This window comes from Nitratidesulfovibrio sp. SRB-5 (assembly GCF_019931275.1).
GTDB lineage: Bacteria > Desulfobacterota > Desulfovibrionia > Desulfovibrionales > Desulfovibrionaceae > Cupidesulfovibrio.
The window spans coordinates 1,684,722-1,699,466 of record NZ_JAIOTY010000001.1 but is presented as its reverse complement, the minus strand read 5'-3'; the positions used below and the strand labels follow the sequence as shown (position 1 = coordinate 1,699,466).

Annotated in this window: 15 protein-coding genes and 1 tRNA gene; 9 read left to right on the top strand and 7 right to left on the bottom strand. The window is 65.8% G+C overall.

What is annotated here, in order from left to right:
* Positions 1-334: 334 nt before the first annotated feature.
* A complete protein-coding gene (locus K6142_RS06950) occupies positions 335-958 on the bottom strand; it encodes a hypothetical protein (RefSeq protein ID WP_190243397.1) in 624 nt (207 codons plus the stop codon).
* 381 nt (positions 959-1,339) lie between these two features.
* Between K6142_RS06950 and K6142_RS06945 the strand changes: the two genes are divergently transcribed.
* On the top strand, positions 1,340-1,687 hold the full coding sequence (locus K6142_RS06945) for a hypothetical protein (protein ID WP_223380780.1): 348 nt from the start codon (positions 1,340-1,342) through the stop codon (positions 1,685-1,687).
* A 121-nt stretch (positions 1,688-1,808) separates the two neighbouring features.
* Here K6142_RS06945 and K6142_RS06940 read toward each other — a convergent pair whose 3' ends face one another.
* Positions 1,809-2,003 (bottom strand): hypothetical protein, encoded by a 195-nt coding sequence (locus tag K6142_RS06940; protein ID WP_012611535.1) that lies wholly within the window; start codon positions 2,001-2,003, stop codon positions 1,809-1,811.
* 422 nt (positions 2,004-2,425) lie between these two features.
* Here K6142_RS06940 and greA point away from each other — a divergent pair, with 422 nt between their 5' ends.
* The 3 genes from greA (at position 2,426) to K6142_RS06925 (ending at position 5,776) form a co-directional block, all read left to right on the top strand.
* Positions 2,426-2,908, top strand: coding sequence for a transcription elongation factor GreA (greA, locus tag K6142_RS06935; RefSeq protein WP_190243398.1), 483 nt, complete (start codon positions 2,426-2,428; stop codon positions 2,906-2,908).
* Between the two features lie 271 nt (positions 2,909-3,179).
* Positions 3,180-3,863, top strand: a complete 684-nt coding sequence (gene phoU / locus K6142_RS06930; protein WP_190243399.1) for a phosphate signaling complex protein PhoU — start codon at positions 3,180-3,182, stop codon at positions 3,861-3,863.
* Between the two features lie 401 nt (positions 3,864-4,264).
* On the top strand, positions 4,265-5,776 hold the full coding sequence (locus K6142_RS06925) for an L-lactate permease (protein ID WP_190243442.1): 1,512 nt from the start codon (positions 4,265-4,267) through the stop codon (positions 5,774-5,776).
* 478 nt (positions 5,777-6,254) lie between these two features.
* Here the strand turns inward: K6142_RS06925 and K6142_RS06920 are convergent, their stop codons facing one another.
* The 4 genes from K6142_RS06920 to K6142_RS06905 all read right to left on the bottom strand — a co-directional run bounded on the left by K6142_RS06920 (position 6,255) and on the right by K6142_RS06905 (position 9,601).
* Positions 6,255-6,770 (bottom strand): hypothetical protein, encoded by a 516-nt coding sequence (locus tag K6142_RS06920; RefSeq protein WP_190243400.1) that lies wholly within the window; start codon positions 6,768-6,770, stop codon positions 6,255-6,257.
* 213 nt (positions 6,771-6,983) lie between these two features.
* Positions 6,984-8,261: an Nramp family divalent metal transporter gene (locus K6142_RS06915; protein WP_223290187.1), complete on the bottom strand. Its 1,278-nt coding sequence runs from the start codon at positions 8,259-8,261 to the stop codon at positions 6,984-6,986.
* A 316-nt stretch (positions 8,262-8,577) separates the two neighbouring features.
* A tRNA-Met gene (locus K6142_RS06910) sits at positions 8,578-8,654 on the bottom strand.
* Between the two features lie 149 nt (positions 8,655-8,803).
* Positions 8,804-9,601 (bottom strand): undecaprenyl-diphosphate phosphatase, encoded by a 798-nt coding sequence (locus K6142_RS06905; protein WP_190243401.1) that lies wholly within the window; start codon positions 9,599-9,601, stop codon positions 8,804-8,806.
* 225 nt (positions 9,602-9,826) lie between these two features.
* On the opposite strand from K6142_RS06905, the gene K6142_RS06900 reads away from it, so the two are divergent.
* Genes K6142_RS06900 through K6142_RS06890 form a run of 3 tightly spaced genes read left to right on the top strand, consistent with a single transcriptional unit; the run spans position 9,827 to position 12,349 of the window.
* On the top strand, positions 9,827-10,075 hold the full coding sequence (locus K6142_RS06900) for a hypothetical protein (RefSeq protein ID WP_223290188.1): 249 nt from the start codon (positions 9,827-9,829) through the stop codon (positions 10,073-10,075).
* Between the two features lie 28 nt (positions 10,076-10,103).
* A complete protein-coding gene (lptF, locus tag K6142_RS06895) occupies positions 10,104-11,267 on the top strand; it encodes an LPS export ABC transporter permease LptF (RefSeq protein WP_263284318.1) in 1,164 nt (387 codons plus the stop codon).
* Positions 11,264-12,349, top strand: a complete 1,086-nt coding sequence (locus K6142_RS06890) for an LptF/LptG family permease (protein ID WP_190243402.1) — start codon at positions 11,264-11,266, stop codon at positions 12,347-12,349. Before lptF ends, K6142_RS06890 begins: the two co-directional genes overlap by 4 nt.
* Before the next feature lie 199 nt (positions 12,350-12,548).
* Here the strand turns inward: K6142_RS06890 and yihA are convergent, their stop codons facing one another.
* Positions 12,549-13,313: a ribosome biogenesis GTP-binding protein YihA/YsxC gene (gene yihA / locus K6142_RS06885; RefSeq protein WP_190243403.1), complete on the bottom strand. Its 765-nt coding sequence runs from the start codon at positions 13,311-13,313 to the stop codon at positions 12,549-12,551.
* A gap of 268 nt (positions 13,314-13,581) precedes the next feature.
* Between yihA and K6142_RS06880 the strand changes: the two genes are divergently transcribed.
* Positions 13,582-14,061, top strand: a complete 480-nt coding sequence (locus K6142_RS06880) for a type II 3-dehydroquinate dehydratase (protein ID WP_190243404.1) — start codon at positions 13,582-13,584, stop codon at positions 14,059-14,061.
* A 37-nt stretch (positions 14,062-14,098) separates the two neighbouring features.
* Positions 14,099-14,656 (top strand): elongation factor P, encoded by a 558-nt coding sequence (gene efp, locus K6142_RS06875; RefSeq protein ID WP_190243405.1) that lies wholly within the window; start codon positions 14,099-14,101, stop codon positions 14,654-14,656.
* The last annotated feature ends 89 nt before the right edge of the window (positions 14,657-14,745 follow it).

The window sequence follows — 14,745 nt, the reverse complement described above, 5'->3', positions numbered from 1 at the left end:
GCAAGGTGGCGGGCAAGCGCTTGTGGCGGTTGCGCGCCCTCCGGCCCGACCGGAACAGGGCCTATACGGGTTTTTGCCCCCGGTGGCAAGGGATGCGCGCCGCGCGGGCCACAACGCACAACGCCCGATCCGGGCATGGTGCCGGGGCCGGGCGGACATGTTTTCCAGATGATGCGGGCGAAGGTGGGAAGGAAATGAAGTTCCCTTGCTCCAATGTACGCGGGCAGGGCGGCGTGCTTGTGCCACCCTTACGACCGGGGCGCGGTGGCAGGCGGCACGGGACAGCCTGGCTACTCTTGCAGGCTCGCAGCCGGGCAGCCCGCAGGGCAGGGCGCTAGGTATTTCTGCCGAAGTAGAAGTGCGACATGGCCCCCTTCAGGCTGACCCGGTAGGCGGAAGATGCCGTCTCGGCGGTATCGGTCGTCGCCGCGGCCACGGCGTCGTAGGCGGCCGCGCCAACGCGCGTGGTGACCACCCGGCGCAGACTGCGGATATCGCGGATCAGTTCCGACTGCGAGGCCAGCTCGCCAAAGGCGGAGGAAAGCTCCGGCGCATCGGACAGGGTCTGTTCTATGCGCGCCTTGTCCGGATGGTCGCCCAGCACGGAAAGCGCCCCCTCGTCATCCTGGGTCAGGGTCAGTTTTTCGTCCAGCGACACCCCGGCGGCGTCCAACCGGTCAGAAAGGGTATCCAGAAATCCCTCTTGCAGGTTCGCCACGTTCTGTTCCAGCGTTTCCAGCACGTTGCCGCCGCGCTCGGAAATATCTTCCAGCGTGGAGCGCAGTTTGGGATTCAACGCGGAAAGGCTGGCGCTGTCGGTCAGGCGGGCAAGGTTGCCGTCTGCCGTCTGCGCCTGCTCGGACCCGGACGCGGAGCGTCCTGCATCGGCGTCCTGCCCCGTGGAACGGTGGACGACCATCATGCTGCCGAGATTGTTGAAAATGCCGTCTATGGCCACGCCCGCCTCCGTCGTGCAGAAATTTCCCTTCCCGTGCCTGGGACAGGAATGAGCAAGATCGGTGCCAGCGGAAAGAGGCAGCGGGGGTGGCGTCAGGGGGCCGGACAGGGCAGGGCGCTGAGGGTATCAGACCGCCGCTGGGCCAGAGTCAGGCACCCTGACGCGTTGACAGGGGCGGGCCTTTTGCCGGAATCTACGGGAAAGTCCGGCCTCATGGCATACGAGGTACGGCAGGAGGGCGCCATGCTGCACAATGAGTTGACGACGAACGACATGACGGACGGTCGGGCCGGGTTGTCTTGCGGCGTTGCAGACGCCGTTCGCACCACCACCGCCCCCGGCGATCAACACATTGCACACCGCCGGTTTGCGGCGGCCCCGGTGCGTCTCGCCCCAATGTGCCTGGCCCGAAGGTATCTCGCCCCAATATGTCTGGTCCTGACGTGCCTGGCCCTGTGCGCCGCACTTTCAGTCGCGCAGCCCGCATCCGCACGGGCAGAAACCACGCAGTTGCCGGGGGGCGAATACCCCGACGCGCAATGCACCTCGCCCATGCGCCCCTTTGCCGGGGACAAGGCCTGGGAATGGGACATGTACCGCCAGAAGATGGGCGCCTACCGGGCCTGCGTGGATGCCTACGTGCGCCGCGCCCGCGCGGACATCGAGCACATTCAGGGCAAGATCGACAAGGCCGTGCGCGAGTACAACCGCGAGGTGACCATGCCCTGACGGCAGTGGCGAACGGGAAGAAAGGACGGGAAGCGCCCCGAACAACCGTGGAGCGCGGGGCAGGGCGGGGCCATAGCATGGCCCGCCTGCCACCGGCACCATCTGCCCGCGGACCAGTCCCCTAGCCGGGGCCATTCCAATGCCCGCAATTCTCGCAGGCAAAGCCGGAAAAGTCCGCCGCCCCGGCATCGTCCGTCCAGACTTCCACTTCGTTGATGTGCCCGCAGTTCTCGCAGGGGATGCGGGCCACGTGTTCCTCGGGATCGTAGTCGCAACCTTCGCCGCGAATTATCAGGGTGGCGGTGTATTCGGGCATGGAGGCCTCCGGGGTGCGGCGCGGCCAGTGGGCGGCGCGCGCCGTGCGCGTTGGGGGTGATGTCCATTCTGACGATGCCGCAGGTTTCGCGCACGGTCAACCCGGGCCTCCCTATCGCCTCCGCCGCCGGTGGCGTGCCTGCGCGGCGCAGTGTGCCCCCGAACAATCCCGCGTTACCCGGCCCCATCCGCCCTCCATGGTCACCCGCGGCTCCTGTGACCTGTCGCCGCCTGTCGCCGCCTGTCACCGAACCGGTTGCCGCCTCTTGGCACCTTGACCGGCGCGCCCGGCTGCCCTATATTGCCCACCGTGCCGTCGGATGACGGTGCCGAACTGTGCCGCTGCGCGGGGTTTGCCCCGTCGGCGGGACACTTTCTTTTTGCCCGGCAACAGACCATGCCCAGATATCTCAAGGAACGAGCATGAGCAGCATCCCCATCTCCACCGAAGGCTACGATCGACTGATGAAGGAACTGGAACGCCTGAAGTCGGAACGCCCGGCGATCATCCAGGCCATCAAGGAAGCCCGCGAAGAAGGCGATCTGAAAGAAAACGCCGGGTACGACGCCGCGCGCGAACGGCAGGGCATGCTCGAAGCCCGTATTTCGTACATCGAATCGCGCATGGCCCAGTTCAACGTCATCAATCTGGACAGCCTGTCCGGCGACAAGGTGATGTTCGGCGCCACCGTGGAAATCGAGGATCTCGACAGCGGCGAAGCCAAGCGCTACACGCTGCTCGGTCCGGACGAGGCCGATTACGCCCAGGGCTCCATTTCCGTCCTTTCGCCGGTGGCGCGCGCGCTGCTGGGCAAGGAGGAGGGCGACGAGATCGTTGTGGATGCCCCGCGCGGCCGCATCAGCTACGAGATCATCTCCATCGCCTTCGAGGGCGCGCGTCGCTAGCGCCGAGCCCGCCATACGCCATTCCCGCGCCCCGGCCCACCCGCCGGGGCGCTTTCGTTGGGGCGGTGCTGGCCGGGGCCTGTTGCGGCGCTCGTAGCTGTTCCCGTAGCGGTGCGGACCAGCCCCATGCGGGCCGCACGCATCAGCGTTGCCTGCAAAAGGCCACGCGCAGGGGGTTTCGCACCGGCGTGAAAGATGGCATGATCCACGTGAAAGAAAGCACATGCGGGGCCGCGTCCGGCATGCGGCCCCCCAACGGAAGGAGTGCGCCATGGCCCCCGCCCGCAACCTGACCACCGACCGACTAGACGCCCTGCGCCACAAGCTGCTGGCCATGCTCGCCACGGTGGAGCAGGCCATCGACAGTTGCATCGAAGCCTACTGCCAGCGCGACGAAGCCAAGGCCTGGACCGTCGCCTCGCACGACCACGCCATCAACGAGATGGAAACCTGCATCGACGAGATGGGCATGCGCCTTCTGGCCCGCGAAGGGCCGCTGGCACAGGATCTGCGCACGGTGCTGGCCACCATGCGCATCGCCAACGACATCGAGCGCATGGCCGACGAAGCCGCCAACATCGCAGAACGCACCATGCCCCTGGTGGCCCTGCCTCCGTTGCCCTTCGACGAGGACTTCAAGGCTTTCGTGCCGCTGGTGCGCAACATGGTCCACCAGGCGGTGCAGTGCGTGGTGGACATGGATGCCGACCGGGGCCGCAGGCTGGCGGAACTGGACGAAGGCGTGGACTGCGGCTTGCGCCAGATTACCCTCAAGGTAGTGCAGTACATGAAGTCCAACCCCGACAGGATCGAGGCGGCGTTGTCGTTCCTGATCATCTGTCGCAGGCTGGAACGCATTGGCGACCTGTCCACCAACATCGGGGAGAGCGTGTTTTTCGCCGTACGCGGCGTCAACGCCAAGCACAGCCATTTCGAGGACGAAGATCAGGCATAGTGCACTCGTGATGCATTGCGCAAAACGCGCAATCTGCATCAAAAAAACATCGCGCAACAGTCAATACAGAGCGGCTTCGGATGCACATATCCCGAAGCCGCTCTTTTTTCACCCTGTCGCCTCCGCAACGCAACGCACATGACCATCATGACTGACTGCATGTTGCATGAAATGCGTGAGCCACCATTTGTATCGTAAGCACATGACATCACAGGCGTGCCACCATACCCCGTGAACGCGCCGCAGCTTCATGGAAAATACCTGCCCCGAATCTTGACGCTGTCAGGTCGAAATGCTACCTCCCCGCTCATTGCTTGACCAACCAATACATTCGGCATGGCGTGAGGATATGCCGAATGATGTGAACGCTCACTTCGGAGGTGCATCCCACAATGGCGTCCATGGATTATCTGCAACTGGCGGCAGCGCTCGCCCCCATCGTCTGGCTGATCTTCTCGCTTGTCGTGCTCAAGCTGCCTGCCTATCGCACCTGTGCGCTCACGCTGGTCTGCACGCTGGCCCTTGCCGTGTTCGGCTGGTGGAAGATGCCCGCCTTCATGGCCCTTTCCGCCGCGCTCGAAGGGGCGGCCATGGCCCTGTGGCCCATCATGATCGTGATCATCGCCGCCGTGTTCACCTACAACCTTGCCCGCCACACCGGCAGCATGGACGTGATCACCCGCATGCTCTCGTCCATCACCACCGACAAGCGTCTGCTGGTGCTCATCGTGGCCTGGGGCTTCGGCGGCTTTCTCGAAGGCGTGGCCGGATACGGCACCGCCGTGGCCATTCCCGCCAGCATCCTTGCCGCCATGGGCTTTCAGCCCATGTTCGCCGCGGTGATCTGCCTAGTGGCCAACACCGTGCCCACGGCCTTCGGGGCCATCGGCATTCCCATCGTGACCATGGCGGGCGTCACCGGCCTGCCGGTGGAAACCATCAGCTACTACACCGCCTTGCAACTGTTCGTGTTCATCATCCTGATAACCTACCTGCTGGTCATCCTTACCGCCGGGTTCAAGGGGATCAAGGGCGTGTTCTGGGCCACCCTGATTTCCGGCCTGGCCTTCGCGTTTCCGCAACTGTACACCGCAAAGTACATGGGCGCCGAACTGCCGTGCCTTATCGGCAGCGTGTGCAGCATGATCGCCACCATCGTCTGGGCGCGCCTGTTCCACCGCGACACCGCCGCGCAGGTCGATCCCATTCCCGCCGCGGAAAAGGTGAAGGCCTGGCTGCCGTACATACTGGTTTTCGCTTTCATCATCCTGTGCAGCAACCTGTTCCCGGCCATCCGTGACGCCCTGGGCTCGGTGAAGACCACCGTGCGCATCTACGGCGACAATCCCTTCACCTTCAAGTGGATCGCCACCCCCGGCGCGCTGATCATCATCGCCACCTACATCGGCGGCATGATCCAGGGCGTGAAGGTGCGCGAAATCACCGGCGTGCTCGGCAGCACCGCCAAGAAGCTGGTGTACTCGGGCGTCACCGTGGTCTCCATCGTGGCGCTGGCCAAGGTCATGTCCACCAGCGGCATGATCAACACCATCGCCATCGCCGTGGCCGATTCCACCAGCAGCTACTTCCCGTTCATCTCGCCGCTGCTGGGCGCGCTGGGCACCTTCGTCACCGGCAGCGATACATCGTCCAACGTGCTCTTCGGGCAGTTGCAGATGGAAGTGGCCAACCGCATCAGCATCGACAGCACGTGGATCGTTTCCGCCTCTGCCGCCGGGGCCACCGCGGGCAAGATGATCTCGCCCCAGTCCATCGCCGTGGCCACTGCCGCCACCGGCCTTACCGGCTACGAGGGGCGCATCATGAACCGCACCCTGGCCGTGTGCGTGGGCTACGTGCTGGTGCTGGGCACCCTAGTCTACGTGGCCATTCCGTACCTGCACCTGCTGTAAAAACGGCACGCAATCAGCCCCGCCTTGCAAGGGGGAGCGTCTTCGGGCGCTCCCCCTTTTCCGTTGCCGGGCCGATGGGGGATGAATGGAACATCGTCCCCGTGCCGCGCACAGGCGGTATCACGCCATGGAATCTGGCGGACCACAGGGAAGGCTGAGGGAACGAAAAACGGCCAACGGTCGAAGGGAACAGGGCCGACGGATCACGGTTCAACGGGGTTCTACCGGGCCCAACGGGACAGAATGGGGCTGAATGGGGCGGGGCGGAACAAGATGCCCGACGCCCATCCGGACTGCATGCCGCATCTCGCAGCCGCTTCAGCCCGTGGTCGGGCAGGTGCGCCCCGCCAGCGTGAGCCGTGGACGCCGCACGGAAAGGGAAGATGAAGCACCGGCGCGGGGCACACATGAAAACGGCCGCCTCCATGAGAGACGGCCGGATTGGGGCTCGGGAAGCTTGCGGGCGCGGAGGCGGGGCTTACTGGCGCGCGTTGTGGGCAGCCTGTTGCAGGCTGCCGCGCACGATGAACAGCGCCGCCAGCAGCATGCCGGAAATCAGCGGCTGCGAGCGGGTGATGAAGGCCAGCACAAAGGCGGCAAAGGTGGCGTACAGCATGTAGCGGTCCCACGGCTCCACGTTGCCGCGCGGCATGTCCAGCAGGGCGCTGGGGCGAGCCAGGTAGGTAACCCCCGCCGTGAGCAGGATGATCACGAACACGCCCGCCGCGCGCAGGTCGGCCAGCATGTGCGCAAGCCCCGGCGTGCGGGTGTACAGGCCAAGCCCGCCGAGCATGATGGAAACGTTCACCCCCAGCAGCAGCCGGTCGAGCAGGATGCGCCGCCACATCAGCACGGCCATGCACAGCGCGGCGCACAGCGCCCCAAGGCCGTAAGGCAGCAATGCCTGCTCGGGATCGTCGCCCGCCAGCCGCGAGGTGATGGCAAAAACCTGCAACGGCAGCAGTTCGAAGGCAAGACGTATCCACTTGTGCATGGGGTGTCCGGGAAGCTGGTCTTCGGGAGTGGCGGAGCCTGCGGGACCGCCGGGCATGCGGCCCGTGCGAGAAGTTTCGTGGGACAAGGTCTGGCCTTCGCTGGACAAGGGTGAACCGAGGAGAACCGGAGGGACCGGCATGAACCGGCGTGTACCGGCATGAACCGGGGCAATCGGAACCGCTGGCAACCATGCCATCGGCAACGCGTAGCTCTAACCGAAAAACAGTTCCCGCAGCAAGAGGGCGTTGAGCGCCATTACAATGAACGCAATGCCGCACAGCATGGCCCTCGTGGACGGCGGGTTTGCGTACTGGCCCATCACCCGGCGGCTGGACGTAAGATACAGTTGCAGCAGCACCGTGAACGGAAGCTGCATGGAAAGGGCCACCTGCGAGTACACCAGTCCCTTCAGGGGGTCTTCTATGGCGGTGATTATCAGGGCCGCCGCTCCCAGGGTGATGCCAACACCCCACCGGGTGTGCTTGTCCTTGATGGCGTAGGGTTCGCCGAACATGCCGGCATAGATGCTGCCCCCGGCCATGCCCGCCGTGACGCTGGACGAAAGCCCGGCGAACAGCAGCGCCAGCGCGAACACCGTGGACGCCGCCCCGCCCAGCAGCGGCGAGAGCAGGGCGCAGGCCTGTTCCAGTTCGTCCACCTGCAGGCCGCGGCTGTAGAATGCGGCCGCCGCCAGCAGGATCATGCCGCTGTTGATGGCAAAGCCCACCAGCATGGAGAACAGCGTATCCAGGTACTCGTAGCGCAGCTGGCGCTTGATGACCACGGCGTCCTCGAGGTTCCACTGGCGGCTCTGGATGACCTCTGAATGCAGGAACAGGTTGTGCGGCATGACCACGGCGCCCAGCACGCTCATGACCACCACCAGGGCGCCGGGGGGAATGCCCGGCGTCACCCAGCCGTGCGCGGCGGCGCGCCAGTCCACCGGCACCAAGGTCAGCTCGTACAGGAACGAGATGCCGATGAGCGACACGAACCCCACGATCCAGCGTTCGATGCGGGTATAGGAGTTGGTCAGCAGCAGCACGCAGACCACGGCCATGGTCAGCAGCGTGCCCACCCCCAGGGGCAGGCCGAACAGCATGCGCAGGGCGATGGCCGCCCCCAGCAGTTCCGCCAGGGCCGTGGCCACGGATGCCGCCACGGCAGACCCCAGAACGAAGACGGAAACGGAGCGCGGCAGATGGATGGTTGCCGCCTCGGACAGGCACAACCCGGTGGCTATCCCCAGGTGCGCGGCGTTGTGCTGGAGCAGGATGAGCATGACCGTGGACAGCGTGACCATCCACAGCAGCGAATAGCCGAACTGCGCCCCGGCGCTGACGTTGGAGGCCCAGTTGCCGGGGTCGATGAACCCCACGGTGACCAGCAGCCCCGGCCCCACGTAACGCAGGAATTCGCGGGCGGACGCGCACGAGCGGCACTCCGAGGTGGACAGGATGTCCTTCAGGCGGGCCGTCAGGCGTCCCATGGAGTGTCCGCCGGGTGCGTCGTTGCGGGAAGGAGGTGAGGTCTGCATGGTGCCTTCTGGCATGGGGGAAGGTGGCTGCCGATGCGGAACAGACTAGCACGGCGCGCATGGTGCGTCATCAGGACACTCCATGCATGCGCCGGACAGGCCAGCAGCAACGCCGAGGCGGAGCCGGGGCCAGACGAGACCGAACGGGACAGGAACAGGGCAGGGCGAGACCGAACGGGACCTAAGGAGACTGGGCTGGAAAGGGCGAGACAGGAGGGTGGCGGAAACAACGAAAAAGGCCCTGCTCTCACAGGGCCTTTCGTGTTCTTGGTAGCAAGGGAGGGATTTGAACCCCCGACACTGCGGGTATGAACCGCATGCTCTAACCAACTGAGCTACCTTGCCAAGTCCAATGCCGCTCGGGGCTCGTTCCCGTTGCGACGGATGGTTTCTCTACCGGACACGGGGTGCCTTGGCAAGCGTTTTTTGGCGGCTTTTTGAAAAAGTCCGCGCAACCCACGCCCGGCACGGCGTCGCGTCCGCATCACGCGGCGTCAGTTGACCATGAACCAGAACACCAGCGGGGCCACGGCCAGCCGGTACCAGGCAAAGGGCACCAGGGTCACCCGGCCCATGAGGCCGATGAACACCTTCACGGCAACCCACGCGGACAGGAACGACACAACGAAACCGGTGGCGAAGAAGGGCAGGTCGGCCATGGTGAACAGGGCATGGCTCTTCAGCAGATCATAGCCCGTTGCCGCGAACATGATGGGCACCGCCGCGATGAACGAATATTCGGCGGCCAGGCCGCGCCGCGCGCCCAGCAGCATGCCGCCCATGATGGTGGCGGCAGAGCGCGAAAAGCCAGGCCACAGGGCCAGGCACTGGAACAGCCCGATGCCCAGCGCCAGCGTGGGGGTCATGTCGTCCAGGCCCATGTACACGGGGCGATGCGTGCGCCGTTCCACCAGCAGCATGGCCACGGCGCCCACGCCCAGTGCCAGGGCCACCGTGGCCGGGCTGAACAGGTTTTCCTTGATGTAATGATGCGTCGCCAGACCCAGCAGGCTGGCGGGCAGCGAGGTGATGCCCAGCATCACGATGCCGCGCATCCCGGCAAAGCGCACGTGCGGCTTTGGCCGCAGCAGGCCCCAGAAGCGGTCCCAGTACAGCACCACCACGGCCAGTATGGCCCCGAGCTGGATGACCACCTCGAAGGTGGCCGCCTTGGGTCCGGTAAAGCCCAGCAGGTCGCCCGTGATGATCAGGTGCCCGGTTGAAGACACGGGCAGGAATTCTGTCAACCCTTCGACGATGCCGAGCAGGACGGCGGAGAAGATGTCGTGCATGGATGGTATTCGGCCTTGGCGGCCGTGCGGCTGGGGTGGAGGGAGAAGGCGGCCGCGCGTGGGCCGGGGAACGGCAGGACGTGACCAGTGTGGTCACGCAGGATCGCGCAAGGCCCATACGCCGGATTGCGCGGGGATACCGCATGGGGCCCCGAGTTGCAACCCCGTCGTGGTTGATGTAGATTCCACGCCGCGCGAATGGCCGCAAGCCTTCGGGCAGCGGCCATGGCCGCCATCGCAACCACGTCGTTCCGCAAGCCCGCAATGGGGGGGAGCATGACCACCGTCATTCCGCATAGCGAACTGGTGAAGCGCGCCGCCGCCTGGGTGGCGGAACACCGGGCCGAGCAACCGTCCCGCCCCCTGGCCGATCTCATGGACGAGGCGGGCGCCCGGTTCAACCTCGGCCCCATGGAAACCGAAATGCTGCTCGACCTGTTCCGCGGCTGCCACACCGACCAACCACAGGAATAGCCCTCTGCCCCTCCGTCTCAATACCCTGCTGCAGCGCCAGCTGTTCGGCGAACTGCTGCACCTGTTCCTGCTCTGCCTGGGCTCGCTGCTCACCCTGGTTCTCATAGGCCGGGGCCTGCAACTGCGCGAACTCTTTCTGGGGCTGGACCTCGGCCTTGCCGACGCGGTGCTGCTGTTCGTCTACCTGACCCCGTTCTTCATGCTGCTGGTGGTGCCGGTGGCGTGCATGCTCAGCGTGTTCCTGACCTTTCTGCGCATGAGCACCGACCGCGAACTCGTCGCCCTCAAGGCGGGCGGCGTCAGCCTGTACCAGATGCTGGCCGCGCCGTTGCTGTTCTGCGTGCTGTGCACCCTGCTGACCCTGGGCATTTCGTTGCAGGGGCTGGCCTGGGGCATGGCCAACTTTCGCGCCACGGTCATGGACATCGCCAACAGCCGCGCCCGCGTGGTGGTGCAGCCCGGGGTGTTCAACAAGGACATTCCGGGGCTGACCCTGTTCGCCCGACAGGTGGACCCCGCGGACAACAGGCTGTCGCAGGTCATCGTCGAAGACCGCTCGCGCGAGGACTCCACCCTGACCATCCTGGCCCCCACCGGGGCCATCGCCACGGACGAGGCGCGCGGCGAACTGCTGTTCCGCCTGCAAAATGGCCGCCTGTACAAGACCGAAGGGCAGCAGGTTTCCGTGCTGGGCTTTGGGGAGTACGTGGTGCGCATCGACCTGGGGTTGATGTTCAAGGGGCTGGACCTCGGCAGGGTCAAGCCCAAGGAGCTTTCCTGGGAACAGCTGCGCGCGCTGCCGCTGGACGACGGCAAGGGCAACGTGGACGACAAGCTGCTGCGCAAGGTGGCCGTTGAAGTGCACAAGCGCTGGGTGTTTCCCGCGGCCTGCCTGGTGCTGGGGCTGTTCGCCATGCCGCTGGCCTGCGCCTTCGAGGGGCTGCACCGCCAGTTCGGCGTGGTGCTGGCCCTGCTGATGTTCCTGGTCTACTACAGCCTGCTCTCGTTCGGGCTGACCACCGGCGAAGCGGGCACCATTGCGCCGGAAGTGGGCCTGTGGACGCCCAACGTGCTCTTTCTGGGCGCTGGGCTGTGGGGGTTGCGGCTGGCCGCGCGCGAGCGCGCCCCGTCCCTGTCCGGGCTGTTCTCGCACAGTCGCCTGGCCCGGCTGCGCCGCAAGGAGGCAGCATGAGCCTGCTGGCCCGCTACCTGTTCCGCAACAATCTGATGCTGATCCTGCCCACCCTGGCCATCGGCACCGGCCTGTACATCCTGTCCGACCTGTTCGACCGGCTGGACGACTTTCTTGAAGCCGGGGTAAGCTTCAAAGTGGCGGCCTGGTACTTCGTGGCCAAGACGCCGCTGATCATCTCGCAGATCCTGCCCGCCGTGTTCCTGCTGGCCACCTTGTCCCAGCTCTGCCTGATGTCGCGCGGGCGCGAACTCATCGCCCTGCAGGCCGGGGGCATCTCCATGGGGCGGATTGCCCGTGTCCTGGTGCTGTGCGGCCTGGTGTGGGGCGGGCTGCAACTGGGTTTTTCTCAGGTGCTGGGCGTTTCCGGCGAGGTGGAGGCCGCGCGCATCTGGAACGAGGACGTGCGCGGCAAGACCGAGGCCACGGCCACGCTGCGCAACGTGTGGTTCACCGACGGGGCCTACGTGGTCAGCCTGGCCGAGGTGGTGCCCGCACAGGGCACGGGGCGCGGCCTTGCCGCCTACGAACTTTCCGACGACGGGCTGTCCATCCTGCGCGTGGTGCGCGCCGCAACGTTCACGGCGGGGCAGCGGCAGTGGGAACTGCGCGGCGTGACCGAATTCGATCCATCCGGGTACCTCAGCACCCGCCACGACAGCCTGACCCTGCCGCTGCGGCAGGACGTGCAGGCCTTCCTGATCACCGCGCGCAATGCCGACCCCTCGCGCCTGCCCCTGTGGCAGCTGGGCGACGCCATCGACCGGCTGTCGGCTTCCGGCTCCAACGTCGAAGGCGTGCGCACCGCCTGGCACATGAAGCTGGCCTACGCCGCCTCGCTGGTGGTCATGGCGACCGTGGCCGCCGCCATCGTGACCTGGCGCGACAACATCTACCTGGGCATCGGCCTGTCGCTGATCATCACCTTTCTGTTCTACACCATGTTCACCGTGGGCGGCACGCTGGGCCAGAAGGGCATTGTCTCGCCCCCGCTGGCCGCGTGGGGCTCCAACGCGCTGATTCTGGCCGTGGCCCTGCTCCGGCTGGCATGGGTGCTGAAGCCGCGCTTCAAGGCAGATTGATCCGGTTCGGAAAAACGCATCAACGAACGTCGCCCCGGCATGCATGGCATGCCGGGGCGACGTTTCTTTCAAAGAGGGATGCGGACGGTCAGGCCTGAACGGAACAGGCCCGGAACAGGCCCGTATCGGGTGCAGACCGGGTGCGGACCGGGTGCAGAGCGGGTGCGGCACGGCAGGGCAGCCAGCGCCGATCGGCGGCTTATGCTCCGTTTGCGCCGGGTTCGGAATCAGGGCTCGGGGCCGGACCTTCCGAAGTTGCGTCAGGGGTACCCCGGGAATCAGCCTTGGGGCCACCCTTCGAGCCATCCCGGGGCACGGCGTCCGCCAGCGGCACGTCGCGCTTGGCACTGCCAAAGGGATCCAGCAGGGCGGAACCCCGCACCTCACCCACGGTGACCACCTTGCGCAGCGATGCCCACAGGTTGTCAACGCCCATGCCCGTCTTGGCGGACACCACCAGCGGGGCAATGCCCCCCAGGATGTCGCGCCACTGGCGCTGGCGCTCGGCGCGCTCGCGCTGGGAGCATTTGTCGGCCTTGGTCAGCACAGGCAGCAGGGTGATGCCGCTCTTGCGGGCGAACGAGGTCAGGTCCAGGTCCAGCTGCTGCGGGTCCAGACGGCTGTCCAGCAGCACGGTCAGGGCCTTCAGGGTAGGGCAGGTGCTCAGGTAGCGCTCGATGAGTTCCGCCCACTTCTGGCGTTCTTCCTTGCTGCACTTGGCGTAGCCGTAGCCGGGCAGGTCCACCACGTAGAAGCCGTCGGGCTTCACGCGGTAATAGTTGATGGAACGCGTCTTGCCGGGGGTGGCGCTGATCTTGGCCAGCGCCTTGCGGCGGGCCAGGGCGTTGACGAGCGAGGATTTGCCCACGTTGGAGCGCCCGGCAAGGGCTATCTGCGGCGCGTCGAAGGCGCGCATCTGTTCCAGGGTGTAGACGGTGGCTTCAAGTTCAAGCACTGGTTGCATGATCGTATCCGGTGGCGCAGAGCGCCGTATGGCTGGGGGTAGGCCCGATGGGGCGGCATGACGGGCTGCCTGTTGGGCGGAACGAAAACGGCCGCCGGGCATGAAGTCCGGCGCGGCTTCATTGTTGACAACAGGACGCCGTTGGGAAAAAATATCCTGTTACCCGATGCGGGCGCATGGTGTCCAGTCCGGCCCATCCCCGTTCCGCCGCAACCGGCCACGCTCCCAACAACCGGCCCCGCGCCGCCAACCGCACAAAGGACGCCGCATGGCCCGCTACCGCATACTGGTGCTGAACGGCCCCAATCTGGGCGCTCTGGGCGTGCGCCAGCCCGACATTTACGGCAGCGTGGGCATGGATGCCGTGCCCGGCCTGGTCGGTCAGGTCCTGGGCGCTGGCGCCAGCGGTGTGGAACTGGAGTTTTTCCAGTCCAACGGCGAAGGCGCGCTCATCGACCGGCTGGAACAGGCCCGGCGCGACGGCGTGGACGGCGTGGTGCTGAACGCGGGCGCCTACACCCACACCAGCCTTGCCCTGGCCGACTGCCTGGCCTGGATCGGGCTGCCCTGCGTCGAGGTGCACCTCAGCAACGTGCTGGCGCGGTCCGAACCGCTGCGCCAGAAGAGCTACATCGGCCGCCACGTCATCGGCGTGGTGGCGGGCTTCGGCATTACCAGCTACGCGCTCGCCGTGCAGGCGCTGGTGCTGCATCTGGATGCCCGGCAGCCCGCCGTCACAACGGTGTAGTTCCGCATATCCCCACGAACATCACTCCGGAGGCTTCATGTATTCAACCACCGATTTCAGGAAGGGTCTCAAGATCGAAATCGACGGCACGCCCTTCGAAATCGTCGAGTTCCAGCATTTCAAGCCCGGCAAGGGCGGTGCCATGGTGCGCACCAAGCTGCGCAACCTGCTGAACGACCGCATGATGGACAACACCTTCCGCTCCGGCGAAAAGGTGGGCCGACCCGACATGGAAACCCGCGAAATGCAGTACCTGTACCGTGAAGGCGATGACCTCGTGTTCATGGACCTTACCACCTACGAACAGCTGCACATCGCGGAAGATACCACCGACGGCAAGGCCGGCTTCCTCAAGGAGGCCCAGCAGGTGCGCGTGCTGCTGTACAACGGCAAGCCGCTGGACATCGACCTGCCCGTGTCCCTGGTGCTGGAAGTGACCGACACCGAGCCCGGCGCCAAGGGCGACACCGTGAGCAACGTGACCAAGCCCGCCACGCTGGAAACCGGCATCGTCATCGGCGTGCCCATCTTCGTGAACATCGGCGACCGCGTGAAGGTCGATACCCGCACCCGCGACTACCTGGGCCGCGAATAGCCCGATTTCGCGCACGGCCCCCCAGCCCGAGGCGGGTGGCGGCCATGGTCGCCAGTCCGGTGCGGCGGGGCCGTGTGGACGGAAACCCA

What these genes read in the sequence shown, in the direction of transcription:
- K6142_RS06940 (WP_012611535.1), bottom strand. Translation starts at nt 2,003, where the DNA reads ATGCCCGAATACACCGCCACCCTGATAATTCGCGGCGAAGGTTGCGAC.
- greA (WP_190243398.1), top strand. Translation starts at nt 2,426, where the DNA reads ATGAGCAGCATCCCCATCTCCACCGAAGGCTACGATCGACTGATGAAG.
- phoU (WP_190243399.1), top strand. Translation starts at nt 3,180, where the DNA reads ATGGCCCCCGCCCGCAACCTGACCACCGACCGACTAGACGCCCTGCGC.
- K6142_RS06925 (WP_190243442.1), top strand. Translation starts at nt 4,265, where the DNA reads ATGGATTATCTGCAACTGGCGGCAGCGCTCGCCCCCATCGTCTGGCTG.
- K6142_RS06920 (WP_190243400.1), bottom strand. Translation starts at nt 6,770, where the DNA reads ATGCACAAGTGGATACGTCTTGCCTTCGAACTGCTGCCGTTGCAGGTT.
- K6142_RS06915 (WP_223290187.1), bottom strand. Translation starts at nt 8,261, where the DNA reads ATGGGACGCCTGACGGCCCGCCTGAAGGACATCCTGTCCACCTCGGAG.
- K6142_RS06905 (WP_190243401.1), bottom strand. Translation starts at nt 9,601, where the DNA reads ATGCACGACATCTTCTCCGCCGTCCTGCTCGGCATCGTCGAAGGGTTG.
- K6142_RS06900 (WP_223290188.1), top strand. Translation starts at nt 9,827, where the DNA reads ATGGCCGCCATCGCAACCACGTCGTTCCGCAAGCCCGCAATGGGGGGG.
- K6142_RS06890 (WP_190243402.1), top strand. Translation starts at nt 11,264, where the DNA reads ATGAGCCTGCTGGCCCGCTACCTGTTCCGCAACAATCTGATGCTGATC.
- yihA (WP_190243403.1), bottom strand. Translation starts at nt 13,313, where the DNA reads ATGCAACCAGTGCTTGAACTTGAAGCCACCGTCTACACCCTGGAACAG.
- K6142_RS06880 (WP_190243404.1), top strand. Translation starts at nt 13,582, where the DNA reads ATGGCCCGCTACCGCATACTGGTGCTGAACGGCCCCAATCTGGGCGCT.
- efp (WP_190243405.1), top strand. Translation starts at nt 14,099, where the DNA reads ATGTATTCAACCACCGATTTCAGGAAGGGTCTCAAGATCGAAATCGAC.